Source organism: Burkholderia sp. MS455 (genome assembly GCF_016899445.1).
GTDB classification, from domain to species: domain Bacteria; phylum Pseudomonadota; class Gammaproteobacteria; order Burkholderiales; family Burkholderiaceae; genus Burkholderia; species Burkholderia pyrrocinia_C.
Genome location: NZ_CP041778.1, coordinates 556,017 through 580,858 on the forward strand (window position 1 = coordinate 556,017; position 24,842 = coordinate 580,858).

At 67.9% G+C, this 24,842-nt stretch carries 19 protein-coding genes, 1 tRNA gene and 1 pseudogene; 14 read left to right on the forward strand and 7 right to left on the reverse strand.

What is annotated here, in order from left to right; translation table 11 throughout:
- The first annotated feature begins 50 nt into the window (after positions 1-50).
- From FPJ27_RS06965 to FPJ27_RS07005, 9 genes are all read left to right on the forward strand, one after another.
- Positions 51-254 (forward strand): DUF2970 domain-containing protein, encoded by a 204-nt coding sequence (locus tag FPJ27_RS06965; RefSeq protein ID WP_034182111.1) that lies wholly within the window; start codon positions 51-53, stop codon positions 252-254.
- Between the two features lie 602 nt (positions 255-856).
- Positions 857-3,088 (forward strand): TonB-dependent siderophore receptor, encoded by a 2,232-nt coding sequence (locus tag FPJ27_RS06970; RefSeq protein ID WP_204422440.1) that lies wholly within the window; start codon positions 857-859, stop codon positions 3,086-3,088.
- Between the two features lie 59 nt (positions 3,089-3,147).
- Complete coding sequence (gene pnuC, locus FPJ27_RS06975) at positions 3,148-3,780, forward strand: nicotinamide riboside transporter PnuC (protein ID WP_072442086.1); 633 nt, start codon at positions 3,148-3,150, stop codon at positions 3,778-3,780.
- 36 nt (positions 3,781-3,816) lie between these two features.
- A complete protein-coding gene (locus FPJ27_RS06980; RefSeq protein WP_204422441.1) occupies positions 3,817-5,007 on the forward strand; it encodes a phosphotransferase in 1,191 nt (396 codons plus the stop codon).
- Positions 5,008-5,238: 231 nt separating this feature from the next.
- Positions 5,239-6,540, forward strand: a complete 1,302-nt coding sequence (locus FPJ27_RS06985; RefSeq protein ID WP_204422442.1) for a TolC family protein — start codon at positions 5,239-5,241, stop codon at positions 6,538-6,540.
- A 26-nt stretch (positions 6,541-6,566) separates the two neighbouring features.
- Positions 6,567-8,033 (forward strand): efflux RND transporter periplasmic adaptor subunit, encoded by a 1,467-nt coding sequence (locus FPJ27_RS06990; RefSeq protein WP_204422443.1) that lies wholly within the window; start codon positions 6,567-6,569, stop codon positions 8,031-8,033.
- 125 nt (positions 8,034-8,158) lie between these two features.
- Positions 8,159-11,383: a CusA/CzcA family heavy metal efflux RND transporter gene (locus tag FPJ27_RS06995; protein WP_204422444.1), complete on the forward strand. Its 3,225-nt coding sequence runs from the start codon at positions 8,159-8,161 to the stop codon at positions 11,381-11,383.
- Positions 11,383-12,066, forward strand: coding sequence for a heavy metal response regulator transcription factor IrlR (gene irlR / locus FPJ27_RS07000; RefSeq protein WP_204422445.1), 684 nt, complete (start codon positions 11,383-11,385; stop codon positions 12,064-12,066). Before FPJ27_RS06995 ends, irlR begins: the two co-directional genes overlap by 1 nt.
- Complete coding sequence (locus tag FPJ27_RS07005) at positions 12,063-13,487, forward strand: heavy metal sensor histidine kinase (RefSeq protein ID WP_204422446.1); 1,425 nt, start codon at positions 12,063-12,065, stop codon at positions 13,485-13,487. The genes irlR and FPJ27_RS07005 overlap by 4 nt, the downstream gene beginning before the upstream one ends.
- An 82-nt stretch (positions 13,488-13,569) precedes the next feature.
- On the opposite strand, the gene FPJ27_RS07010 is transcribed toward FPJ27_RS07005, so the two are convergent.
- Positions 13,570-13,854, reverse strand: a complete 285-nt coding sequence (locus FPJ27_RS07010) for a DUF4148 domain-containing protein (protein ID WP_204422447.1) — start codon at positions 13,852-13,854, stop codon at positions 13,570-13,572.
- Between the two features lie 64 nt (positions 13,855-13,918).
- Here FPJ27_RS07010 and FPJ27_RS36325 point away from each other — a divergent pair, with 64 nt between their 5' ends.
- From FPJ27_RS36325 to FPJ27_RS07025, 3 genes are all read left to right on the forward strand, one after another.
- Positions 13,919-14,392, forward strand: coding sequence for a hypothetical protein (locus tag FPJ27_RS36325; protein WP_239483249.1), 474 nt, complete (start codon positions 13,919-13,921; stop codon positions 14,390-14,392).
- A gap of 433 nt (positions 14,393-14,825) precedes the next feature.
- Complete coding sequence (locus FPJ27_RS07020; RefSeq protein ID WP_204422448.1) at positions 14,826-15,101, forward strand: DUF4148 domain-containing protein; 276 nt, start codon at positions 14,826-14,828, stop codon at positions 15,099-15,101.
- Between the two features lie 66 nt (positions 15,102-15,167).
- Complete coding sequence (locus FPJ27_RS07025) at positions 15,168-15,671, forward strand: hypothetical protein (RefSeq protein ID WP_204422449.1); 504 nt, start codon at positions 15,168-15,170, stop codon at positions 15,669-15,671.
- Positions 15,672-15,689: 18 nt separating this feature from the next.
- Here FPJ27_RS07025 and FPJ27_RS07030 read toward each other — a convergent pair.
- Positions 15,690-16,986, reverse strand: a pseudogene (locus FPJ27_RS07030) (aminotransferase class I/II-fold pyridoxal phosphate-dependent enzyme).
- Positions 16,987-17,118: 132 nt separating this feature from the next.
- Here FPJ27_RS07030 and FPJ27_RS07035 point away from each other — a divergent pair.
- Positions 17,119-17,787 carry an O-methyltransferase gene (locus FPJ27_RS07035; protein ID WP_204422450.1) on the forward strand — a complete coding sequence of 223 codons (669 nt, stop codon included), beginning with the start codon at positions 17,119-17,121 and terminating at the stop codon, positions 17,785-17,787.
- Between the two features lie 24 nt (positions 17,788-17,811).
- Here the strand turns inward: FPJ27_RS07035 and FPJ27_RS07040 are convergent, their stop codons facing one another.
- From FPJ27_RS07040 to FPJ27_RS07060, 5 genes are all read right to left on the reverse strand, one after another.
- On the reverse strand, positions 17,812-18,960 hold the full coding sequence (locus FPJ27_RS07040; RefSeq protein WP_204422451.1) for a DUF1176 domain-containing protein: 1,149 nt from the start codon (positions 18,958-18,960) through the stop codon (positions 17,812-17,814).
- 259 nt (positions 18,961-19,219) lie between these two features.
- Positions 19,220-20,035: a nucleotidyltransferase domain-containing protein gene (locus FPJ27_RS07045; protein ID WP_204422452.1), complete on the reverse strand. Its 816-nt coding sequence runs from the start codon at positions 20,033-20,035 to the stop codon at positions 19,220-19,222.
- A gap of 55 nt (positions 20,036-20,090) precedes the next feature.
- The gene (locus tag FPJ27_RS07050) at positions 20,091-21,314 is read right to left on the reverse strand and encodes an RtcB family protein (RefSeq protein ID WP_275557391.1); all 1,224 of its coding nucleotides are present in this window, start codon (positions 21,312-21,314) and stop codon (positions 20,091-20,093) included.
- A 76-nt stretch (positions 21,315-21,390) separates the two neighbouring features.
- Positions 21,391-22,530, reverse strand: coding sequence for a slipin family protein (locus FPJ27_RS07055; RefSeq protein ID WP_204422453.1), 1,140 nt, complete (start codon positions 22,528-22,530; stop codon positions 21,391-21,393).
- A gap of 258 nt (positions 22,531-22,788) precedes the next feature.
- Positions 22,789-22,861 (reverse strand) — tRNA-Phe (locus tag FPJ27_RS07060).
- A 338-nt stretch (positions 22,862-23,199) separates the two neighbouring features.
- On the opposite strand from FPJ27_RS07060, the gene rtcR reads away from it, so the two are divergent.
- Entirely contained in the window at positions 23,200-24,819 is a 1,620-nt protein-coding gene (gene rtcR / locus FPJ27_RS07065) for an RNA repair transcriptional activator RtcR (RefSeq protein ID WP_204422454.1), read from the forward strand.
- Positions 24,820-24,842 lie beyond the last annotated feature (23 nt).

Consider the following 24,842-nt stretch of genomic DNA (forward strand, 5'->3'; position numbering starts at 1 on the left):
GCCGGTTGGATCGACGATAGCGTCAACCGATTCGATGAAAGGAGCGCATCATGAAACTGCTCGGCATGATCAAGCTGGTCCTGTGGAGTTTCTTCGGCGTACGCAACAGCAAGGCGCACGCAGCCGATCTCGCGAACGTCAACTTCACGCTGCTGCCGTTCGTGGCGATCCTGCTCGCGCTGCTCGTCGGCGCGGTCATCTACGGCGTCGTGCATCTGGTCGTCGATCCGACCGTGACGATGCAGGGGTTCTGAGCGGCGCGTGAATTGCGAGCGGGAGATCATTCCCGCTTCGGTTTCCGCCCGCATGACCGGCGCATGATTGCGCCGGTCTTCGAGGTTGCCCTGCGCGCCGAGCATCGCTGCCACATTGCCGCCGTTGCCATGTGGCACGAATTGCGTTTCCCCATTCCCGTTCTTTCCCGCCTCCCGTTCCGCCAGATTCCACGGTCTTGATGCCCGCCCGGGGTAAAATGCGCGCCACGCCGCGATGTCGCGTGCGACGGGTTGGCCGCCGTTCCGACGAACGGCGCGCACAACTGCCCGACGCCCGCACCGCGGCGTTCGAAGCGTCCCCCGCATGACATGACCGCGCGAGGCCGCCGGCCGCCCGACAGGCACCCGACGAACCCGTCGACGGCTGCGTCGGCTCCCGGTGCGTCACCCGAATCCGATGTCCCATCCTGCGTCTTCCCGATCGATCGACCGGCACGCATGCGTGCCGTCTCGTCCGATTCGTCCGATGAATGTCGTGCCGGCCGGATGCGCCGCGGGTGAAGATTCGTCCGCGAGCGTGCGCTTCGCAGCTTCGTAACGTGTTTCGACAGGGTCGAGTGGCGAGTTTTCCATCCAGAACAATGACGGTGAATAAAACAACAGCGTCGCCCGTACGGCGGCGGCGCGCGAAGGTCGGGCTCGGAGTCGGTCTCGGCATCACGCTTTTCGCGGCGCAGGCTGCGGCAGCCCAGGGCGACGCGCCGGCACCGGACGCCGATGCGGCCGGCAGCGCGACGCTGCCGACGATTACGGTGAGCGGCGAGCGCGGCAATGCGTTTCGCGTGCGCAACGCGTCGGTCGCGGGGCTCGACGACACGCCGCTGCGCGATACGCCGGCGTCGGTGAGCGTCGTGACGCGCGCGCAGCTCGACGATCAGCAGGCGAAGCGGCTGAGCGACGTCGTGCGCAACGACGCGTCGGTCGTCAACGACTACGCGCCGGTCGGCTATTTCGAAGGCTTCGCGATCCGCGGCTTTCCGGTCGATCTCGCGAGCGCGATCCGGATCGACGGGCTGACGGTGTCCGGCGAGCAGAACGTGCCGCTCGAGAACAAGGAGCGCGTCGAGATCCTGAAGGGGCTTGCCGGCATCGACAGCGGTGTCGTCGCGCCCGGCGGCGTGATCAACTTCGTGACGAAGCGCTCCGCGAACGTCGCGAGCGTGACGGCCGGTGTCGATAGCCGTGGCTCGACGTCGGCGGCCGTCGATCTCGGCCGCCGCTTCGGCCCCGACCATCAGTTCGGCTTCCGGATCAATGCCGCGAAGGAGAACATGCACTCGTATATCGACGGCACGAACGGGCGGCGCACGTTCGGCTCGATCGCCGCCGACTGGGACATCAGCCCGCGTGCGAGCCTGCAGCTCAACGCTGAATTCCAGCAGTGGATCCAGCGTTCCGCGCCCGGCTACCAGTTGCTCGGCGGCACCGTCGTGCCGTCGGTCAAGACGACGTCGAAGGCGCTCGGCACGCAGCCGTGGGCGAAACCGGTGACGACCGACGCGCTGAACCTGAACGCGCGCTTCGACTATCGGTTCAACGACGACTGGAACGCGTACATCGCCGCGGGCCGCAGCCGCACGATGATCGACGACAACAGCGCGTTCGCGTACGGCTGTTCATACGCGGCAAGCTGCGCGGCCGGCGCGACGTCGCCGTTCTTCTTCGGCGCGAACGGCGACTACGACGTATACGATTTCCGCAGCCCCGGCGAATACCGGCGCAACGACGACCTGCGCGCGGTCACGACGGGCAAGTTCGCGACGGGGCCGCTGCGGCACGAGCTGACGCTCGGCGTGAGCGTGCAGCGCCGCGTTGTGCACATGGCCGACGCCGTGTACGACTACGTGGGCAGCGAGAACATCTACGGGCCCGACGTGGCGTTCGCGCCGTCGCCGAATTCGCCCGGGCCGTCGTATCCGCGCCTCGACGCGTGGCAGTACGGCGTGTTCGGGCTCGACCGCATCAGCATCGGCGAACACTGGCAGGTGCTCGCGGGCGGCAAGGAAGTGCTGCTGCGCCAGCGCAGCTGGAGCAGCCTTGACGGCGCGGATACGCGCACCGACCGCTCCGTGTTCCTGCCGCAGGTCGCGCTCGTCTACAAGCCGGTGAACGTGCTGTCGCTGTACGCGTCGTACAGCAAGGCGCTGTCGCTAGGCGATCAGGCGCCGGTGCGCGCGACCAACGCGTATGCGTTCCTGCCGCCCGTCGAATCGCACCAGATCGAGGTCGGCGCGAAATACGACTGGCTCGACCGGCTGAGCCTCACGGCCACCGTGTTCTCGATCAGCAAGCCGTTCCAGTTCGCCGACCCGGACGCATCGGGTGCGACCTACACGTTCGTGCAGCGCGGCACGCAGCGGCACCAGGGGATCGAGCTCGGCGCGGCCGGGCGCATGACCGAGCGCCTCGCGCTGACGGCCAGCGTCGCGGCGATCCGCGCCCGCGCGGTCGATTCGGGTTCGCCGGCGTACGAAGGACACCAGATCATCAACGTGCCCGCGCTGCGCGCGTCGCTGTATGCGGACTATGCGGTGCCGGGCGTCGCGGGCCTGAACGTGCTCGGCGGCGTCGAGTACAGTGCGGCTCGCAACGCGAACGAGGAAGGCACCGCGCGCGTGCCGTCGTGGTTCGTGTTCAATCTCGGCGCACGCTATACGACGAAGATCGGCGGCCATCGCACGGTGCTGCGCGTATCGGTGGACAATCTGTTCAACAAGTTCTACTGGCGCGACGCGGGCGAGCAGCAGGGCGATGCGTACCTGTTCCCGGGTGCGCCGCGCACCGCGCGCGTATCGTTGACCTATGATTTCTGATCGTCCGGAACCGGCCGTATGACGCGCGGCCCCGGCAGCTACCCAGGAGAGCACAGACGATGTCCCCACTCGAAATCGCCGGCGTGATCGTCAGCGCGCTCGCGATCTGGCTGACCGCGAAGCGGCGCATGCTGTGCTGGCCGGTCGGGCTCGCGTCGGTCGCGCTGTACGGCTGGATCTTCTTCGACGCGAAGCTGTACTCGGACATGCTGCTGCAGGGCGCGTTCGCGGTGCTGCAGGTGTACGGCTGGCAGCGCTGGCTCGCGCAGCGCGCGAGCGAAGCCGACGGCGGCGCGGCGCCGGCCGGCGACGTGGCGCCCGTCACGGGCGTGCGGCCGCGGCAGATGCTGCCCGACCTGATCGCGGCCGTCGTCGGCAGCGCGCTGCTCGGCGGCATGATGGCGCGCTGGACCGATGCGGCGCTGCCGTTCGTCGATGCGTCGCTGACCGCGTTCAGCCTCGTCGCGCAATACTGGACCGCGCGGCGCTACATCGCGTCGTGGGGGCTGTGGATCGTCGTGAACGTCGTGTACGTCGGGATGTTCGTGTTCAAGGAGCTGTATCTGACGGCCGGACTCTATGCGCTGTTCATCGGGCTCGCCGTCGTCGGCTGGCGCGACTGGAGCCGGACGGCCGCGGCGCTGCGCGCGGCGGCCGGCGGCGCGCTCGCGTCGGGCGGCGGCGCGCGCTGATTCACGCATCGATTCAACTACGGAGCAACGTCGTTCATGTCATTCCCACTCGAGCCGGACGGGCCAGTATCGCGTGACGTCGCGCCGCCGCAATTCGGCGTCGACGGCGAGCAGGCCGAACGCGACTGGCCGCTGATGACGCACGACGAGGTGGCGGCGGTGCTCGCGCGGATCGACGGTGCCGGCGAGCCGGCCCGGCTGACGTGGCACAGCCCGCGGCAGTTCGCGGCGGCCGTGCTCGTGCGGATGGCGGATGGGCGCGGGCTGTTCGTCAAGCGTCATCACGCGAGCCTGCGCGATGTCGCGGGGCTCGAGGAAGAGCATCGCTTCATCGCGCATCTGCGCGAACGCGGCATGCCCGTGGTCGACGTGCTCGCCGGTCGCGACGGCGCGACCGCGTTCGCATCCGGCGAATGGACGTACGAGGTGCATGTGCTCGCGCCCGGCGTCGACCCGTATCGCGGCGTGATGTCGTGGCAGCCGTTCACGCATCCGTCGCATGCGTACGCGGCCGGCCGCGCGTTGGCCGAGCTGCATCGTGCGTCGGCCGGCTACGACGCGCCCGCGCGGCCTGTCCGCACGCTGCTGTCGAGTTTCCGTGTGCTGTCGTCGGCCGATCTGGCGGGCGCGCTCGAACGCTGGGTCGATGCGCAGCCGCTGCTCGTGCGCGCGCTCGGCGCGCGCGACTGGCGCGGCGACGTCGCCGACGCGATCGGCCCGTATCACGCGCGCCTCGTGCCGCTGCTGCCCGCGTTGCCGCCGCTGTGGACGCATGGCGACTGGCATGCGTCGAACCTGCTGTGGACCGATGCGGGGCCCGGCGCGCAGGTGCGGACGGTGCTCGATTTCGGGTTGTCGGATCGCACCTGCGCGGTGATGGACCTCGCGCTCGCGATCGAGCGCAATACGGTCGACTGGATGGCGCCGGCCGACGCGCGACGCATCGAATACGAGCAGATCGACGCGCTGCTCGACGGCTACGAATCGCTCGAACCGCTGAGCGACGATGCCTATGCGGCACTGGTCGCACTGCTGCCGATCGTGCATACGGAGTTCGCGCTGTCGGAAGTCGCGTATTTCGGCTGCATCATCGATGCGCCGGCCATCGTCGACATCGCGTACGACGGTTACCTGATCGGGCACGCGCGGTGGTTCGGTGAACGCGATGGGCGGCAATTGCTCGACTGGCTCGAACGGCGCCGGCGCGCGAAGTCGAGCAACGTCTGAGCGTCGTGCCGCGCGCTTCCGTTCGTCCAGACGAAAACGCAGGCCTTCTGACCGGGCGCGGCGGTTCTCGCTGCGCTTCAGGTGTTTTCGCGGGCGCAGCGCATCATCCCCGCGCGCCACGGTTCCGCCGGATCGCTTCAACGAAGATGACGGAAATATCATCTTCGCCTCATGTTTGCACTGCGGTTGCTCCGTAGCATCGGTCGCGAAACCGTAACCGCAGGCTCGCACATGTTCACGCACATCCTGGTTGCGCTCGCCGTCCTTGCGACGGCGGCGACAGCCCATGCCCAATCGTCCCCGCCACCCGCCGCGCCAGGCGAGCCGGCCTCAACCGTTTCGCCTCAGCCCGATGCGGCCGGTGCCGCGCCGCTGACGCTCGCCGGCGCGCTCGACGCGGCCGCGCGCAACAACCCGGCTCTGCGCGGCGCGCGCGCCGACGTCGATGCATCCTCGGGCGCGCTGATGCAGGCCGGCACGCGCCCGAACCCGGAACTCTCGTTCCTGCAGGAAGGCTTTCGCCGCGCGGAGCGCACGTCGACCGTGCTGCTCAACCAGACGATCGAACTCGGCGGCAAGCGCAGCGCGCGGCTCGACGTCGCGTCGTACGGACGGCAGTCCGCCGATGCGTCGCTCGACGAGCAGGGCGCCGTCGTGCGCGCCGACGTGATCGCCGCGTTCTACGGTTTGCTCGCCGCGCAGCGGCAGCTTCAGGTCACCGAGGAATCGGCGGCGCTCGCCGCGCGCTCGGCGGATCTCGCCGGGCGGCGCGCACAGGCCGGCAAGGTGTCGCCGGTCGAGGCGACCAAGGCACAGGTGGCCGCGGCCGGCGTGCAGATCGAAGTCGTGACCGCGCGCGGCCGTGTCGTGGTCGCGCGCGAGAAGCTGAACTCAGTGATGGGCGAAGCGCGCGACGGCCGGCTTGCGGTGCTCGGCGATCTCGAAACCGTGCCGCCGGTCGACCCGCTGCCCGCGCTCGTCGAGCAGCTCGACGACGCGCCGCTCGCGCGCATCTCGCGCGCCGAGATGCTCCGCTCGAACGCGGCCGTGTCGCTCGAACGCGCGCGGCGCATTCCGGACGTAACGGTCAGCGCGGGCGTGAAACGCGTGACCACGGGCGGCGTGCCGGACAACCAGGCCGTCGTCGGCGTGTCGATCCCGATTCCGCTGTTCAACACGAACAAGGGCGCGCTGCTCGAAGCGACGCACAAGGCCGAGCGCGCGAATGCCGATCTCGATCGCGAACGCGCGCGGCTGCGGCTGGAGTTGACGCAGGCCTATGCGAACTTCGAGGCCGCCGCACAGGAGGCGCGGCGCCTGAAGACCGACATCCTGCCCGGCGCGCGCACCGCGCTCGACGCGATGTCGCGCGGCTACCAGCTCGGGAAGTTCGGCTTCCTCGACGTGCTCGATGCGCAGCGCACGCTGTTCCAGGGGCAATCGCAATACGTGCGCGCGCTCGCCGACGCCCATACAGCCCGCGCCGACATCGGCCGGCTCGTCGGTACGCCGCTCGCGGCCATCGCGCAATAAGCGCCCCTCTTACCTGAAGGATCGTCATGTCACGCAGCAGAATCTTCATCATTGCGGCGGCCGTGCTCGGCGGCGCCGGAATCGTGCTCGGCGCGCTCGCCGTCACGCGGGGCGGCGGCGCGCCAGCGCCATCGGCCGCCGAAGCCGCACCGCCGGCCGATGGCGCCGGCGCGCGGGGCGGTGTCGTGCTGAAGCGCGGCAGGCTGTCCGTCGAGATCGTCATGACGGAAAAGCCCGGCGACGCGCGGCTCGTCGTCTATCCGTTCGTCGACGGCAAGCCGGCCGACAAGGGCGTGACCGTGTCCGGCACGCTGGTCCGCTACGACCGCACGCATGAACCGTTGCGTTTCGACGCGGCCGGCCAGAAGTTCGTGTCCGCGCTGTCGATCGCCGAGCCGCACGTGTTCGATGCGACGATCGACGTCAAGGCGGGCGGCGACGCGGCGTCGTTCCCGTTCGCGCGCGCCGACGGCGCGATCGCGCTGACCGACGCGCAGTTGGCGACCTCGAAGATCGGGCTTGCGAAGGCCGGCCCCGCGCAGATCGCGACGCCGTTCCAGTTGCCGGGCGAGATCAAGTTCAACGAGGATCGCACCGCGCACGTCGTGCCGCGCGTGGCCGGCATCGTCGAGCAGGTATCGGTGTCGCTCGGGCAGAACGTTGCGAAGGGGCAGGTGCTGGCCGTGATCGCGAGCACCGATCTCGCGGACCGGCGCAGCGAACTGCTGACGGCCGAGCGCCGGCTGTCGGGTGCGCGCGCAACCTACGAGCGCGAACGCACGCTGTGGCAGGAGCGCATCTCGGCGGAACAGGACTACCAGCAGGCACAGGTGCAGTTGCGCGAGGCCGAGATCGCCGTGCAGAACGCGCGGCAGAAACTCGCCGCGCTGAACGCGCCGGCGGGCGCGGGCGCGCTGAACCGCTACGAGCTGCGCGCGCCGTTCGCGGGCACGATCGTCGAGAAGCATGCGACGCCCGGCGAGGCGATCGCCGCCGATGCAAGCATGTTCGTGATCTCCGACCTGTCGACCGTGTGGGCCGAGATGGCCGTGCCGGCGCAGCGGCTGAACGATGTGCGCGTGGGCCGCGACGCGACCGTCAGCGCGACCGCGTTCGAATCGCGTTCGAGCGGCCCGATCGCGTATGTGGGCTCGCTGCTCGGCGAACAGACGCGCACCGCGCCTGCGCGCGTCGTGTTGCCGAACCCGGACGGCGTGTGGCGGCCGGGCATGTTCGTGAACGTGTCGGTCGACGCAGGCAGGCAGGACGTGCCGCTCGCGGTCGCGAGCGACGCGCTGCAGGACGTTGACGGCGCGCCGTCGGTGTTCGTCCGCTCGCCGAAGGGGTTCGTCGCACAGGCGGTCGAGACGGGGCGGCGCGACGAGCGCGCGACCGAAGTGCTGAAGGGGCTCAAGCCCGGCCAGGAATATGCGGCGTCGAACAGCTTCGTGCTGAAGGCCGAACTCGGCAAGGGGAGCGCGGAACATGAATGAGCGTCACGCGCGTGCCGTTGCACGGTTTTCGACCCGATATGCGGCTCGATTTGCGACCCGTCGAGTGACCGGTCGCGCGGCCCGTCCGATGAGGGTGACCGTTCCCCGTTTCAAGGAATCCCGCCATGTTTGAGCGCCTGATCCGCTTTGTGATTGCGCACCGCTGGCTCGTGATGCTGGCGATCGCGGCCGTGGCCGCGCTGGGCGTCTTCAGCTACCAGAAGCTGCCGATCGACGCGGTGCCCGACATCACCAACGTGCAGGTTCAGATCAACACGGCCGTGCCCGGTTATTCGCCGCTCGAGGCCGAACAGCGGATCACCTACCCGATCGAGACCGTGATGGCCGGGCTGCCGGGCCTCGAGCAGACGCGCTCGATCTCGCGCTACGGGCTGTCGCAGGTCACCGTGATCTTCAAGGACGGCACCGACATCTACTTCGCGCGGCAACTCGTCAACGAGCGCATCCAGGAAGCGAAGGACAAGCTGCCGGCCGGCATCGCACCCGCGATGGGTCCGACGTCGACGGGCCTCGGCGAAATCTACCTGTGGACCGTCGAAGCCGACGCGGCCGCGCGCAAGCCCGACGGCACGCGCTATACGGCGGCCGACCTGCGCGAGCTGCAGGACTGGGTCGTGCGGCCGCAGCTCAGGAACGTGCGCGGCGTGACCGAGGTCAACTCGATCGGCGGCTACGTGAAGGAATACCGTGTCGCACCGAACCCGGCGAAGCTGATGTCGTACGGGCTGACGCTCGCCGACGTCGTGCGCGCGCTAGAACGCAACAACGACAACGTCGGCGCCGGCTACATCGAAAAGCGCGGCGAACAGTATCTCGTGCGCGTGCCGGGCCAGGCGCGCACCGTCGACGACATCGCGAACATCGTGCTGACCAACGTCGGCGGCGTGCCGGTGCGGATGAAGGACGTCGGGCTGGTCGACATCGGTCGCGAGCTGCGCACCGGCGCCGCGACGTCGGACGGCGAGGAGGTCGTGCTCGGCACGGTCTTCATGCTGATGGGCGAGAACAGCCGGACGGTTTCGAAGGCCGTCGCGGCAAAGATGGAGGACGTGAACCGCACGCTGCCTGCCGGCGTGAAGGCGATTCCCGTGTACGACCGCACCGTGCTCGTCGAGAAGGCCGTCGCGACGGTGAAGAAGAACCTGCTCGAAGGCGCGATCCTCGTGATCGCCGTGCTGTTCCTGTTCCTCGGCAACATCCGCGCGGCGCTGATCACCGCGCTCGTGATTCCGCTGTCGATGCTGATGACCTTCACCGGCATGGTCAACGCGAAGGTGAGCGCGAACCTGATGAGCCTCGGCGCGCTCGACTTCGGGATCATCGTCGACGGCGCGGTGGTGATCGTCGAGAACTGCGTGCGGCGGCTCGCGCATGCGCAGGCGGCGGCCGGGCGGCCGCTCACGCGCGACGAGCGCTTCGCCGAAGTGTTCGGCGCGTCGCAGGAAGCGCGCCGCGCGCTGATCTTCGGGCAACTGATCATCATGGTCGTGTACCTGCCGATCTTTGCGCTGACCGGCGTCGAAGGCAAGATGTTCCACCCGATGGCCATTACCGTCGTGATGGCGCTCGCGGCCGCGATGGTGTTGACCGTCACGTTCATTCCGGCGGCCGTCGCGCTGTTCATCGGCGAGCGGGTCGAGGAGAAGGAGAACCGGCTGATGGGCTGGGCGCGGCGCGCGTACGAACCGGTACTCGCCGCGTTCATGACGCGCCCGGTGCGCGTGATGCTCGGCGCGGGTGCGATCGTGCTCGTCACGCTCGGGCTCGCCACGCGACTCGGCAGCGAGTTCATCCCGAGCCTCGACGAAGGCGATCTGGCGGTCGCCGCGCTGCGGATTCCCGGCACGAGCCTGTCGCAGTCGGTCGAGATGCAGAAGTCGATCGAGAAGACGCTGAAGGCGCGTTTCCCCGAGATCGAGCGCGTGTTCGCGCGCACCGGCACGGCCGAGATCGCTGCCGACCCGATGCCGCCGAACCTGTCGGACGGCTACATCATGCTGAAGCCGGCCGACCAGTGGCCGAACCCGAAGAAGCCGCGCGACACGCTCGTGCGCGAGATCGAGGAAGCGCTCGCCGAGCTGCCGGGCAATGCGTACGAGTTCTCGCAGCCGATCCAGCTGCGCTTCAACGAGCTGATCTCGGGCGTGCGCAGCGACGTGGCCGTGAAGATCTTCGGCGACGACATGGTCATGCTGAACCAGACCGGCGAGCAGATCGCGGCGGCTTTGCAGAAGGTGCCGGGCGCGTCGGAAGTGAAGGTCGAGCAGACGACCGGACTGCCGGTGCTCACCGTCAACCTCGACCGCGACAAGCTCGCACGCTACGGCGTGAGCGTCGCCGACCTGCAGGACACGGTGGCCGCGGCCGTCGGCGGGCAGAAGGCCGGCACGCTGTTCCAGGGCGACCGCCGCTTCGATATCGTCGTGCGGCTGCCCGACGAGCTGCGCTCGGATATCGAGGCGATCAAGCGGCTGCCGATCGCGCTGCCCGCGCCGGCGGCCGGTGCCAGCGCGCCGCTGGCGGCAGCGCCGTACGTGCCGCTCGCTGAACTCGCGACGATCGACGTCGCGCCGGGCCCGAACCAGATCAGCCGCGAGGACGGCAAGCGGCGCGTGGTCGTCAGCGCGAACGTGCGCGGCCGCGACGTCGGCTCGTTCGTCGCCGATGCGCGCGAGCAGTTGCAGCAGGACGTGCGCGTGCCGGCCGGCTACTGGGTGTCGTGGGGCGGCCAGTTCGAGCAGCTGCAAAGCGCGAGCGAGCGCCTGAAGCTCGTCGTGCCGCTCGCGCTGTTCATGGTGTTCGTGCTGCTGTTCGTGATGTTCAACAACGTGAAGGACGGCTTGCTCGTATTCACCGGCATTCCGTTCGCGCTGAGCGGCGGCGTCGTGTCGCTGTGGCTGCGCGGGATCCCGCTGTCGATCACGGCGGCGGTCGGCTTCATCGCGCTGTCCGGCGTCGCCGTGCTCAACGGTCTCGTGATGATCTCGTTCATCCGCAACCTGCGCGACGAAGGGACGCCGCTCGACGCCGCCGTGCGCGAAGGCGCGCTCACGCGGCTGCGGCCCGTGCTGATGACCGCGCTGGTCGCGTCGCTCGGTTTCCTGCCGATGGCGTTCGCGACCGGCACCGGCGCCGAGGTGCAGCGCCCGCTTGCGACGGTCGTGATCGGCGGTATCCTGTCGTCCACGGCGCTGACGCTGCTGGTGCTGCCTGTGCTGTACCGCGTCAGCCATGCGGTGTCGTGGCGCGCCGCGCTTTTGGACAGCTTCGGCGGCGGGGTCGGCGCCGGTTTGCTGCGCCGGCTGGGTTTCTTCAAGGGTAATGCGTAATGCGAATTCTGATTGTCGAGGATGAACCGAAGACGGGTGCCTATCTGTGCAAGGGCCTGACGGAGGCCGGTTATGTCGTCGACTGGGTCGAGGACGGCATCACGGGCCAGCACCAGGCCGAGACCGAGGAATACGACCTGCTCGTGCTCGACGTGATGCTGCCGGGGCAGGACGGCTGGACGCTGCTGCAGAACCTGCGGCGCAGCAAGTCGACGCCCGTGCTGTTCCTCACCGCGCGCGACGACGTCGGCGATCGCGTGAAGGGGCTCGAACTCGGCGCCGACGACTATCTCGCGAAGCCGTTCGACTTTGTCGAGCTGACCGCGCGCATCAAGTCGATCCTGCGGCGCGGCCAGCCGCGCGATTCGAACACGCTGCGCGTGGCCGACCTCGAACTCGACCTGACGCGCCGCAAGGCCACGCGGCAGGGCGACACGATCCTGCTGACCGCGAAGGAATTCGCGCTGCTGTGGCTGCTGATGCGCCGCGAGGGCGAGATCCTGCCGCGCGCGACGATCGCTTCGCAGGTGTGGGACATGAACTTCAACAGCGACACGAACGTCGTCGATTCGGCGATCCGGCGGCTGCGCTCGAAGATCGACGACGCGTACGAGCCGAAGCTGATCCATACCGTGCGAGGGATGGGCTACGTGCTCGAGGCGCGCGGCGGCGCGACCGCATGATCGCGCGCCTGCTGCCGCGCACGCTGCGCGGACGCCTGACCGCGCTGATCATCCTGTCGACGTCGGTGATCCTCGCGTCGAGCGGCGTCGCGCTTTATGAAGCGCTGAGCAACCGCGTCGAAACGACGGCGGCCGAGCAGATGGCCGGCATTTCCGCCGCATTGGGCACGCATCTGGCCGAAGCGCGCACGACGGCCGACGTCGCGCGCAACACCGACATCTGGATCGACCAGCTGCACGGCCATCCGAACATGGATCTCGCGATCTACGATGCGACGGGCACGCGCCTCGTCGGCACGCCCGGTTTTCGCCCATACGCGCCGCTGCTGTCGCTGGACGCGGGGCGCGTGCCGGTCGGCGTCGCGCCGCCCGGCGCGCGGCACCAGTACCTGGTGACGACCGTGCCGCTCGCCGGCGCGGGCGCTCCGGTGGTACGCGTCGCGGTGCAGTACGATCGCAGCGCCGACGTGCTGCTGTTGCGTACGCATGCTTATACGATCGTCGTGATCGAGGTGTTCGGCGTGGTGCTCGCGGCCGCGATCGCGTATGGCATCGCGGCGCTCGGGCTGAGTCCGCTGCGGCGTTTCGCGGCGCGCGCCGAGCAGATGTCGTCGAGCCGGCTTGCGCATCCGCTGCCGGAGCTCGATACGTCAGGCGAGCTGAAGGAGCTCGAGCACGCATTCAACGGGATGCTCGCACGGCTGAACGAATCGTTCACGCGGCTGAGCCAGTTCTCGTCGAATCTCGCGCACGACATGCGCACGCCGCTCACGAACCTGCAGGCGGCCGCGCAGGTCGTGCTGTCGCAGCCGCGCAGTGCGGATGAATATCGCAACGTGATCGAGTCGAGCATCGACGAGTATCAGCGGCTGTCGCGAATGATCGAGGACATGCTGTTTCTCGCGCGTTCGGAACAGGCCGGCACGTCGATCGACGTGCGGCGCCTGAATGCGGCGGAAGAGGCCGGGCGTGTCGCCGGCTACTACGAGCCGCTCGCGGAGGATGCGGGCGTGTCGGTGAAGGTCGACGGCCATGCGTGGGTCGATGCGGATCTCACGCTGTACCAGCGCGCGTTGAGCAACCTGCTGTCGAATGCGCTGGCTTACGCGCCGCGCGGCAGCGTCGTGACGATCGACTGCGTGGAGCAGGGCGGCGCGACGACGATCGCCGTGTCGGATACGGGGCCGGGCATCGCGGCGGAACATGTCGGGCTGATCTTCGAACGCTTCTATCGCGTCGATCCGTCGCGGCACAATTCGGCGTCGGGGACGGGGCTCGGCCTCGCGATCGTCCGGTCGATCATGGACAACCACGGCGGCGAATGCGGCGTCGACAGCGATCCCGGCCAGCGCACGACGTTCTGGCTGCGCTTTCCGCGACGGCCGGCCGAGCCGACGCGGCCGGCCGTCATCCGCACCTGACATCGCGGGCGGGCACGCCCGCACGTTCGCCACAAGGCGTTTGCGAGCGGCACGTTGCCCGCGATCGTACGACCGAGGGGCATCAGCGTGTCGCCAGGTTGTCGTGGTTGTCGGCCTGCGGCGCCTTCTCGCCGCCATGCACCGAGATCCCGTGCAGTTCCTTGTTGCGCGCGACGAGCTCGCCGCTCGGCGGGTACTGCGTCTTGCCCGTCGGCACGACGCCGTCGTGCTGCGCCTGCTTCAGTTCGTTGACGACCTGCGTGCGCGTCTTGCCCTGCGTTTGCGTTTGCGCGAATGCAGCCTGCGTGGCCATGCCGAGCGATAGCGTGACGGTGACGAACAGTGCTGCGAGTTTTGCCGTTTTCATTGAGCTCTCTCCTTGATCAGGGTCGCCGGGTGGCGAACCATGGACCCAGTATGCGAAAGCAGCCATGCGCCACCGTGATCGGCAGATGAAAAAAAAGTCAGATTTGCGCGAGGCGGCGGCGCGCCGTACGCGCTCGATCGATGTGACGAAATCGTCATGTTCGCGTCATGAGCGCGATGAGCGGGAAGCGGAACATGAAGCCTGCCGATGGCCCGCGCGGCCGGCGGCGTTCGCGCCGTTCGCGACAGCAGAATCGAAAGCGGGCGGTCATGTTCAGGCTTTCATTTCGGACCGGAAATTGCATCGTCCCGCCATTCTCCTATCGTTGATCGCAGTCCTGATCGTCACGTTTCTCGCGGGCTGCGCATCGCCACGTTCCGACACCGGCACGACCGCGTCGTCCGCCGCGCGCAAGCCGGTGCCGGCCGACCTCATGCCCGGCGAGCAGATCGACTATGCGGGGCATCGTTGCGGCAATCCGAACCTGTACGTGAAGACGCATCCGTGTCTGTTCCCGCAACGCAATCCAGCACCCTGATCGTCTGCCTTGCGATCAAAAAAAGGCCCGGTACTCGATGAGCCCGGGCCTAACGCGTGATCGTGCCGTGCGACAGCGACCCGCTGCGTGGATGGGAACAGGCATGGCCCGTTACCGTTCCGATGGTAGCGAAACGACGCATCGTGAACCTGATCGGAACATGAATTTTTTGTCACGCAGGCGCGAGCGTGCCGTCGCCGCGATCAGAATCGATGGCGAAACCCGAGATTGACGATGCCTTGCGTGCGCGTTCCGCCGTAGCCATAGGAGCCGATCGATGCCTGCGCCGTTGTTCGAGACGAGTTTACTTCGTACTGCGACGCGGTGAATGCGCGAACCATGACGAATCCGTCATGCCGGGATCACGATGCCGCACCGCCGCCGGATCAAAGTGACGGCTCCTGTCACGGATTCCAGGCAAGGAGCGAACGACATGAACATTCCGCGACCGATGATCGCCATGACCGTTGCCGCTCTGTCGATCGCGGCCTTCTCGCAGACCGTGGCCGCGCGGGCGAAGACCCGGCAGGAAGTGCGTCGGGAACTGATGCGCGCGCGGCACGACGGCGTGATCCCGAGCCCGAATCACGACTACCCGGCGAGCCCGGCCGCCGTTGCGCGCAATCAGGAAATCCATCGATCGACGGTTCACGGCGGCGAGAACGCACCGACGGTCGATGCGCACGACAACCGCTTCGCGGTGCGTTGATCGTTCATTCGCGGCCGGCTGCGACGCCGCTGCTCGGCCGGTTTTCCATATGGAAAGGAGCGTGCCATGCGCACTATCGCAACAGGAATCATGCTGGCTGTCTGTTTGATGTCGACGGCCGCGATGGCGGCCGGCTGGCCGGAACGGGCGCTGTCGCATGCGTCGGCGCACGACGCCGGCCGCCGCGCGAACGAGCGGATGCGCTGCGAGTTCGCGGCCGTTCCGTCGGGCGAGTGGAGCGCGACGTTCACGCGCGGGCAATGCGAGCTCGACAACGGCCGGCTGACGTTCGTGCCGGCCGACACGGGCGGCGAGCCGAATGTCGCGGAGAAGCGGATCGTGCTGGGCGATGTCCGTACCGCGTCGTATCAGTCGCGCAAGTTGAAGGAACAACTGCAACTGACGACACGCGACGAAGTGATCGCACTGAACGTGCTGACCGACGACGGCAGCCGCAAGTCGCGCGAGCATGCGATCGACTTGTGGACCGCGTTGCGCAACGCGGGCGTCACGCCCGCCAACGGCTCACGCATCGTCGACACGTATCCGGCGGGCGCGACGACGTGGTAGCCGGCGCGCCTGTTCCGGTCAAAGCTGCGCGAGCGCCTGGTCGAGATCGGCGAGCAGGTCGTCGATATGCTCGATGCCGATCGACAGCCGCACCGTTTCCTCCTTCACGCCGGCCTTCGCGAGTTCGGCCGGCGACAGTTGCCGGTGCGTCGTCGATGCCGGGTGCGTCGCGAGCGACTTCGTATCGCCGATGTTGACGAGCCGCGTGAACAGCTTCAGCGCGTCCTGGAACTTCGCGCCGCCGTCGCGGCCGCCCTTCACGCCGAACGTCAGGATGCCCGGCGCGCGGCCCGACAGGTAGCGTGCGACGAGCGGATGGTCCGGGTGATCGGGCAGCCCCGCATAGTTCACCCATTCGACGTGCTCGTGGCGCGCGAGATGCTGCGCGATCTTCAGTGCGTTGTCGCTGATCCGTTCGACGCGCAACGCGAGCGTTTCGATGCCCTGCAGGATCTGGAACGCGTTGAACGGCGAGATTGCCGCGCCCATGTTGCGCAGCGGCACCACGCGCGCGCGGCCGATATAGGCGGCCGGCCCGAACGCCTCCGTATAGACGACGCCGTGATAGCTGACGTCCGGCTCGTTCAGCCGCTTGAAGCGGTCCGCGTGCTCGACCCACGGGAATTTGCCCGAATCGACGATCGCGCCGCCGAGGCTCGTGCCGTGCCCGCCGAGATACTTCGTCAGCGAGTGCACGACGATGTCCGCACCGTGCTCGAACGGGCGCAGCAGATACGGCGACGGCACGGTGTTGTCGACGATCAGCGGGATCCCGTGGCGATGCGCGATTTCCGCGAGCGCGGCGATATCGGTGATGTTGCCGAGCGGGTTGCCAACCGATTCCGCGAAGATCGCCTTCGTGCGCGCGTCGATCAGCGGCTCGAACGACGCGGGGGTCGCGTGGATCGGCGAAGCGCGTCGTGATCCCGTATTGCGGCAGCGTATGCGCGAACAGGTTGTAGGTGCCGCCGTACAGCGAACTCGCGGACACGATGTTGTCGCCGGCTTCGGCGATCGTCTGGATCGCATACGTGACCGCGGATTGTCCCGACGCGAGCGCAAGCGCGCCGATGCCGCCCTCTAGCGCGGCGATCCGCTTCTCGAGCACATCCGTCGTCGGGTTCATGATCCGCGTGTAGATGTTGCCCTGGACCTTCAGGTCGAACAGGTCGGCGCCGTGCTGCGTGTCGTCGAATGCGTACGCAACGGTCTGGTAGATCGGTACGGCGACCGCGCGCGTGGTCGGGTCGGGACGATAACCGCCGTGCACGGCGATGGTTTCGAGGCGCCAGTTCGAAGAGGCCTGATCGGTCATGGGTGCTCCGTCTGTTGTTGTGATGTCGAGCGATTATAGGAGCACGTGTGCTGCTGTCCTTAGAACGAATGGTGTGTTGCTTATGGGGATGCCGCGCATAGAATGCGGTTTTCCGCAGACAGGAGGCGTGCGATGGATCAGGACCAGTGGAACCAGGTGGATGCGTATTTTTCCGCAACGCTCGTGCCGTCCGACGATGCGCTCGACGCCGCGCTGGCGGCCAGCCACGCGGCCGGGCTGCCCGCGATCAACGTCGCGCCGAACCAGGGCAAGCTGCTGCAACTGCTCGCGACGATACGCGGCGCGCGGCGCATCCTCGAGGTCGGCACGCTCGGCGGCTACAGCACGATCTGGCTCGCGCGCGCGTTGCCGCCGGGCGGCACGCTCGTGACGCTCGAACTGCGCCCCGAGCACGCAAAGGTCGCGACGCAGAATATCGCGCGAGCCGGGTTCGCAGAGGTCGTGTCGGTGATCGTCGGCAGCGCGAAGGACAGTCTCGCGCGGCTCGTCGATGCGGGTGGCGCGCCGTTCGATTTCATCTTCATCGATGCGGACAAGGACAACAACCCGGTCTATCTCGACGCGGCGCTGAAGCTGTCGCGGCCCGGCACGGTGATCGTGGTCGACAACGTCGTGCGCGGCGGGCGCGTGGCCGATCCGGGCAATCGCGAGTCCGATGTGGTCGGCGTGCGGGAAGGCTTCGCGCGCCTCGCTGCCGAGCCGAAGCTCACGACGACGGCCGTGCAGACGGTCGGGCAGAAGGGCTGGGACGGATTCTCGATCTCGATCGTCGGCGAGTGACGTGACGGTGGCACGCCACGCGCGTCAGCGCTTTCCCGTCGCATCGGCCCGGCGATACAGGCGTGGCCATTGATCCTGGAACAGGCCGTTGCAGGTGCCGTGCGTCGCGATGTCGGCGAGCAGGAAGCGCCGGCCGTCGAAGACCCACGATGCGGTCGAGCCGCAATCGCCGGCACTGCGCAAGCGGACCTTGCTTGACAGCATCGCGCTGGCGGGATCGTAGCCGGCGTCGGTCAGTTCGTTCGCGAACGACGCCGAGTCGAGGCCGGCGTTCGCGTTCTCGCCGAAGTTCATCGCCGTCGGCGCATACGGCGCCGACCGCCGCACGCGGTACCACAGGTCGGTGTGGTTATACAGGCTGCTGGTCTGGCACGGGATCGCGACGAGCGCCTCGTCGGCCGAGATCGCCACGGCGCGCGACGCCTTCCTGCGATCGCCGGCCGACATTTCGTCTTCGACATCGGCCGCGCATTGCTTCACGTCGATGCCGAACTTCGCGAGCACGGCATCGACGAGCGGGCGCTGTTCGGCGGCCGACAGGCCGGCGACGAGCGGCGCCGGAACGACGGCGGGCGGCAGTGCCGGTGCGGCCGGCACCGACGAAGCGGGCCGGTTGCCGGGGCGCAGCAGCGCCGTGACCGTGCCGACGCGGCCCTGCGTGTCGTCGATCAGCAGCAGAGCGGCATTCAATCCCGACAGCGGCGTGCGCGGCGTTTGCGCCGACGCCGGATCGCCGAAGCTCAGCAGTTGCGCATTGCGCGACGCGGCGAGCCATGCGGCAACCGTTGCCGGATCGCTCGTCCGGATCCGGAACGGGTGCGCGTCGTCATTGTCCGGCTTGTCGCCGAACGCATGCCATTGGGCCGGCATCGCATCGAACGGGCGGCCATCGGTGCGTGCCGTGCGCAGATCCAGTGGCGCCGACGCGAAGATGTCGAGCGACGGTTGCGCGTCGGGGCCGGCATCGCGCGTCACGCGCAGGATGAGGTTGGTGCGCGCGTCGTCGATATCGTCGGCGTGGCTTTCGGCAATGCAGCGGTTGCCGTTATCGCAGACGACCGACCAGCTCTTGAAGTCGCGCTCGACCGGCGGCCGCGCGAGCGGGCGTGCCTGTGCGGCGAGCTGAGAAGCGGCGAGGAGGGCGGCGAGGGCAAGCGAAAGGCGGTGCGACATGACGGTTCGTATCGGCTGTGAACGGGCGGGCGGAAGACGTCGGCGCTGCAGGCGCATCGTCGGCAAGCGGTGCACGTGGAGTGCAGTGGCGTATGACGCGGTGGGCTTTGCAGAACGGGATCAAGTATACAGCCGCAACGGGCAGCGTTCGGCGCGACGACGCGTAGTGTGCGGGCACGCACGTTGCTCACCGGCAGCGTCCGGGCGCATGCAGATGCGGAAACGGCGCGATGCCCACAGGCATCGCGCCGTTCGTCTTTCATCGACCGTCGACCACGTCGCGCAGGAACGTATCGAGCATCGCCACATCGCCCCACGGCCGCTTGTATTCGCGATCGTGTTCGGCATCGGCGAGCATCGTCTCGACGAGCGAGTGGATCGCGGGCCGGCGCGGCCCGTATTCGCTTTCGTTCGCGCTCATCTTCAACGCGAGCAACGCATCGAGTTCCGCGCGCACCGCCGGCTCGCGCACGGTGCCTTCGACGAGATCCGCGAAGCGCATCGGCGGCATGCCGAGCCCCATGTCGATCCAGCGCACCGCGAGCAGCGGCCGCAGCACGTACAGGTACTTCTTGTAACGCACCGTGTCGCCTTGCAGGTAGCCGCGAAAGTTCTTCTTTGCCATCGCGAGGTAGTGATGGCGCCCGCGCACCGGCGAGAAGAACGCCGACGCCAGCGACCTGAGCCGCGGCGCCCAGCGCGTGTCTTCGCGATACACGACAGGCGAGTCGAGCCATTCGAGCAGCGTCGGGTTCGACCGGCGCAGCAGTTGCAGCGCCTTGCGCAGCTCCCAGCCGCTTACGTCGAGCTCGTCGTCGAGCGGCCGCTCGATCACGTCGCGTTGCGGTTCGACACGCAGGTACCAGTCGCGCCGGTGCACGTACACGAAACGCACGTCGTAGTCGCTGTCAGGCGATGCGAAGCCCCAGCCGCGGCTGCCCGATTCGCAGGCGAACAGCACGCTCACGTCGTGGCGGCGCTCGACTTCCGCGAGTTCCGTCATCACGCGCGCCCGCACGGCCGGATCGACCGGATGCGCGCTGCGCACGGTTGTCATTGCCTTTTCCGTTTTCATTTTTGTTGTTTCCCTTTCGTTGCGCGCGGCCGCCGGCCATCGGCCGCGCGCCGCGCTATCCTTTCACGCACACCACCTGGCGCAGCGTATGCACCACTTCCACGAGGCTGCGCTGGGCTGCCATCACCGCGTCGATGTCCTTATAGGCCATCGGAATCTCGTCGACGACACCGGCGTCCTTCCGGCATTCGACGCCTTGCGTCGCCTTCGCCTGGTCGTCGGCCGTGAAGCGGCGCTTCGCTTCGGTGCGGCTCATCGTCCGGCCCGCGCCGTGGCTGCACGAGCAGAAGCTTTCCGGGTTGCCGAGCCCTCGCACGATGAAGCTCTTCGCGCCCATCGAACCCGGAATGATCCCGAGCTGCCCCTTCTGAGCGGACACCGCGCCCTTGCGCGTCACGAGCACGTCTTCGCCGAAGTGGCGTTCGCGCTGCACGTAGTTGTGGTGGCAGTTCACCGCGTGCTCGTCGACCGCGAACGGCTTGCCGATCACGCCGCGCGCCGCGCCGATCACCGCTTCCATCATCGCCTGCCGGTTACGCCGCGCGTAGTCCTGCGCCCAGCCGACCGCTTCGACGTAATCGTCGAAGTGCCGGCTACCCTCGGTGAAATACGCGAGGTTGCGGTCCGGCAGGTTCGCGATGTGCTGGCGCATGTCGGCCTGCGCGAGTTCGATGAACAGGCTGCCGATCGCGTTGCCGACGCCGCGCGAGCCGCTGTGCAGCATGAACCACACGTGGTCCGCTTCATCGACGCACACCTCGATGAAGTGATTGCCGGTGCCGAGCGTGCCGAGATGCGCGTAGTGGTTCGTCTTTTCCAGCTTCGGATACTTGTCGACGATTCGCTGGAAACCCGGCAGCAGCGATTTCCACGATTCGGTCACGGCGGCCGGCGTGCGATCGCCCCACGCGCCCGGATCGCGGCGGCCCGGCGCACGGCCGTGCGGCACCGCGCGTTCGATCGCGCTGCGCAGCCCGCCAAGCGAGTCCGGCAGGTCGGACGCCGTCAGCGTCGTGCGCGCGGCCATCATCCCGCAGCCGATGTCGACGCCGACCGCGGCCGGAATGATCGCGCCCTTCGTCGGAATCACGCTGCCGATCGTCGAGCCCTTGCCGAGGTGCACGTCCGGCATCACCGCGACGTGGCGGAAGATGAACGGCATCTGCGCGGTGTTGCGCAGTTGCGCGCGCGCTTCGTCCTCGACGGCGACGCCTTGCGTCCACATCTTCACCGGCTTGCCGTTCGCCAGTTCCATCACCTGATAATCCATGTCAGTCATTTGCTTCACCATTCATTCATTTGCCCGGCGCGGTACACATGCACACATGCACACATGCGCCGCGCCGTTTCATACCCTAAGCGCCCTTGATGCTGACGAGTCCGTTCAGCACCTGGTCGAGGCCGCCGAACACCGAGATGCGGTCGATCCGTTCCGCGACGCGCTCGAGCGTTTCCAGCTCCTTGAGCCGCAGCGCGGTCGGGTTTTCTTCCATCACCTTCGCGGTGTTCAGCAGCGAACGCGTCGCCGCCGTTTCCTCGCGGCGGCGAATCACGTTCGCCTGCGCGGCTTTTTCGGCTTCGACCACCTGCGCGAGGATCGTCTTCATGTCGCCCGGCAGCACGATATCCTTCACGCCGACGCTGCGCACGTCCACGCCCGAGTTTTCGAGGCGCGCACGCACCTGTGCGATCACGACGTCGTCGATCGACTGCTTGTCTTCCAGCAGTTCGTCGAGCGAGCGCGTACCGACAGCCGCACGCAGTGCGAACTGCAACTCGCGATACAAGTGCTCGACCGGCTTCTGCAACTGGCCGAACGCATGCAGCACGTCCGCATAGCACCACGTCGCCGACAGGTTCAGCCGCAGCGCGACCTTGTCGCGCGTCAGGATTTCCTGTCCGCCGACTTCGAGCGCCTGCACGCGCAGGTCGACGAGTTCGACCGCGACGTCGCGGTTGAAGCGCCAGAACGCCGATACACCTGCTTCCAGCAGCCGCTCGATCTTGCCGTCGATCTTCAGCACGCCGACGTGATACGCCGGCACCTGCGCCAACAGCACGCCCGTCAGGCCCGCCACGCCGCGCGCACGCAGCGCCGGTTGCGCGATGCGCTTCACGAGCGCGGCCGGCAGCATGCTGTGCTGCGCGAGATCGACGCGTTCGAGACGATGCACGATCGGGCCGCGCCAGTACAGCCGGCGCGTGCCTGGCGCCAGGATCTCGACGAGCACGTCGTCTTCATAGCGCAGGCCCGCTTCGTCGTCGGCCAGATCCATCGCGACGAAATATTGCGCGAGCACGTCCTGCGCGTCGTGACGCAAGTAGTCGGCCAGCGCCTGGTCGGCGAGCGGCGTGTCGAGACGCGCGGTCTGCACCGACAGGCGATTGAACGGATCGAAGGCCTTGAACACGCCCGGTTCCAGCACCTTCACGAAATCGCCCTCGCTCATCAGCAGCGCGCGTTCGTTCTTTTTCACTACATGACGCTTCCACATATTCTTGTCCTTTTCTTTAACGACCGCCGGGTGACGCGCATCGTGCGGATCGCGGTGCGACGCAATCGGGCGGGCGGCGCGGGGGCCGGCGCGGGCGCGGCACGGCGACGCATCCTGCATCGCGTCGTCGTGCGCGTTCGCGCCGGCCGTCCGGCCGCCTGGCCGATCGCGCGGAACCATGACCGGTCCGACGCGCGGCGGGCCTCGCGGCCCGCACCGGCGGGTACTGCTTCCATCAAGAGACTGTCGTTGCGGACAGTGTTCGAGCGGGATTCGAACCCGCTACACACCGGCTTTCGCCGGCTGCTCTACCCGAATGAGCTACCGAACGGTGGGCGCCCCGGGATTCGAACCCGGACGTGGCATGCCTGAGCGCGCCCCTTTGCCTTCGTCTGTCCATGGCGGCATGCGCTGCCGCGACGAACGAGGTTCGGCGGCGGCGCACCAGCAGGGCTTTGTGAACCCTGGCTCGCGGGCCAGCGGGACATCCGGCGCCTTCTATTTAGCGAGGAGCGTGCCAGCGGGGAGTTCAGTGCTCGAAGAAATTTCCAGTTCGTTGAAATTAAAGGGGAATTGTCTGAGTCGAGTTGATTTGCGTCGGCCTTGCCTGCCAGGGTGAATCGAGAAAATCCGATACAATCGGATCGCTTCTTATCCGATGAGATAAACATGCGAAAGACAGTCGCAATCGGCTTTCTCGGCACGGTGCTCGACCAGGGCGGTCGCGCGCCGCGCCGCTACCGCAAATGGCGGCCGACGATCTCGTTGTGCGAGCAGCCCGACCTGCCGATCGACAGGCTCGAGTTGCTGCATCCGCTGAGCTACACACGCCTCGCCAACCAGGTGCGGGACGATCTCGCGCACCTGTCGCCGCGCACCGACGTGCGGCTCACGCCGCTAACGATCCACGACCCGTGGGATTTCGAGGAGGTCTATGCGACGCTGCACGACTACGCGCGCGCCTATCCGTTCGACCTCGAACACGAGGATTACCTGATCCACATCACGACCGGCACGCACGTCGCGCAGATCTGCTGGTTCCTGCTCGCGGAAGCACGCTACCTGCCCGCGCGCCTCGTGCAGACGGGGCCGCCGCAGCGGACCGACGAAGGGCCGAGCGGGCCGGGCACGGTGTCGGTGATCGATCTCGACCTGTCGCGCTACAACCGGATCGCGCAGCGCTTCACGCGCGAACGCGACGAAACGGTGTCGTTCCTGAAGGCCGGCATCGCGACGCGCAACGCGCGCTTCAATGCGCTGATCGAGCAACTGGAGCGCGTGGCCGTGCGTTCGCGCGCGCCGATGCTGCTCGTCGGGCCGACGGGCGCCGGCAAGTCGTTCCTTGCCAAGCGCGTGTACGAGCTGAAGCGCAGCCGCCATCGGCTCGCGGGGCCGTTCATCGAGATCAACTGCGCGACGCTGCGCGGCGACGCGGCGATGTCGACGCTGTTCGGTCATGTTAAGGGCGCGTTCACCGGCGCGCAGTCGGCACGCGCGGGGTTGCTGCGCGCGGCGGACGGCGGCCTGCTGTTTCTCGACGAGATCGGCGAACTCGGGCTCGACGAACAGGCGATGCTGCTGAAGGCGATCGAGGAAAAGCGCTTCCTGCCGGTTGGCGCGGACGTCGAGGTGGCCAGCGATTTCGAGCTGATCGCGGGCACGCACCGCGACCTGCGGCTGATGGTGGCGGCCGGCACGTTCCGTGAGGATCTCTATGCGCGGATCAATCTGTGGACGTACGAACTGCCGGGGCTCGCCGAGCGTCGCGAGGACATCGAGCCGAACCTCGAATTCGAGCTCGACCGTTTCGGCCGAGAGCAGGGCGAGCAGGTGCGGTTCAACGTCGAGGCGAAGCGGCGTTATCTCGCGTTTGCCGCGTCGCCGCGCGCGGCGTGGGCCGGTAACTTCCGCGAGTTGTCGGCGTCGGTCACGCGGATGGCGACGCTGGCCGATGCGGGACGGATTACCGAGGATCTGGCCGAACAGGAAGTCGAGCGGCTGACACGCACGTGGTCGCCGCCGGGCGGCGCGGGCGCGTCCGACACGTGGGTCGATGCGGTGTTCGGGGCGCGCGCGGAGGAACTCGACCTGTTCGACCGCGCGCAGCTCGAACGCGTGCTCGACGTGTGCCGCGTGTCGGCGAGCCTGTCGGAAGCCGGACGCACGCTGTTCGCGGTGTCGCGGCAGAGCAAGAAGCAGCCGAACGATGCGGATCGGCTGCGCAAGTATCTTGCGCGCTTCGGGCTGGATTGGGAGGGGGTGCGGCAGGCGCTCGAAGCGGCGCGGTGAGCGCGGCGGCGGCGCGGATGCCG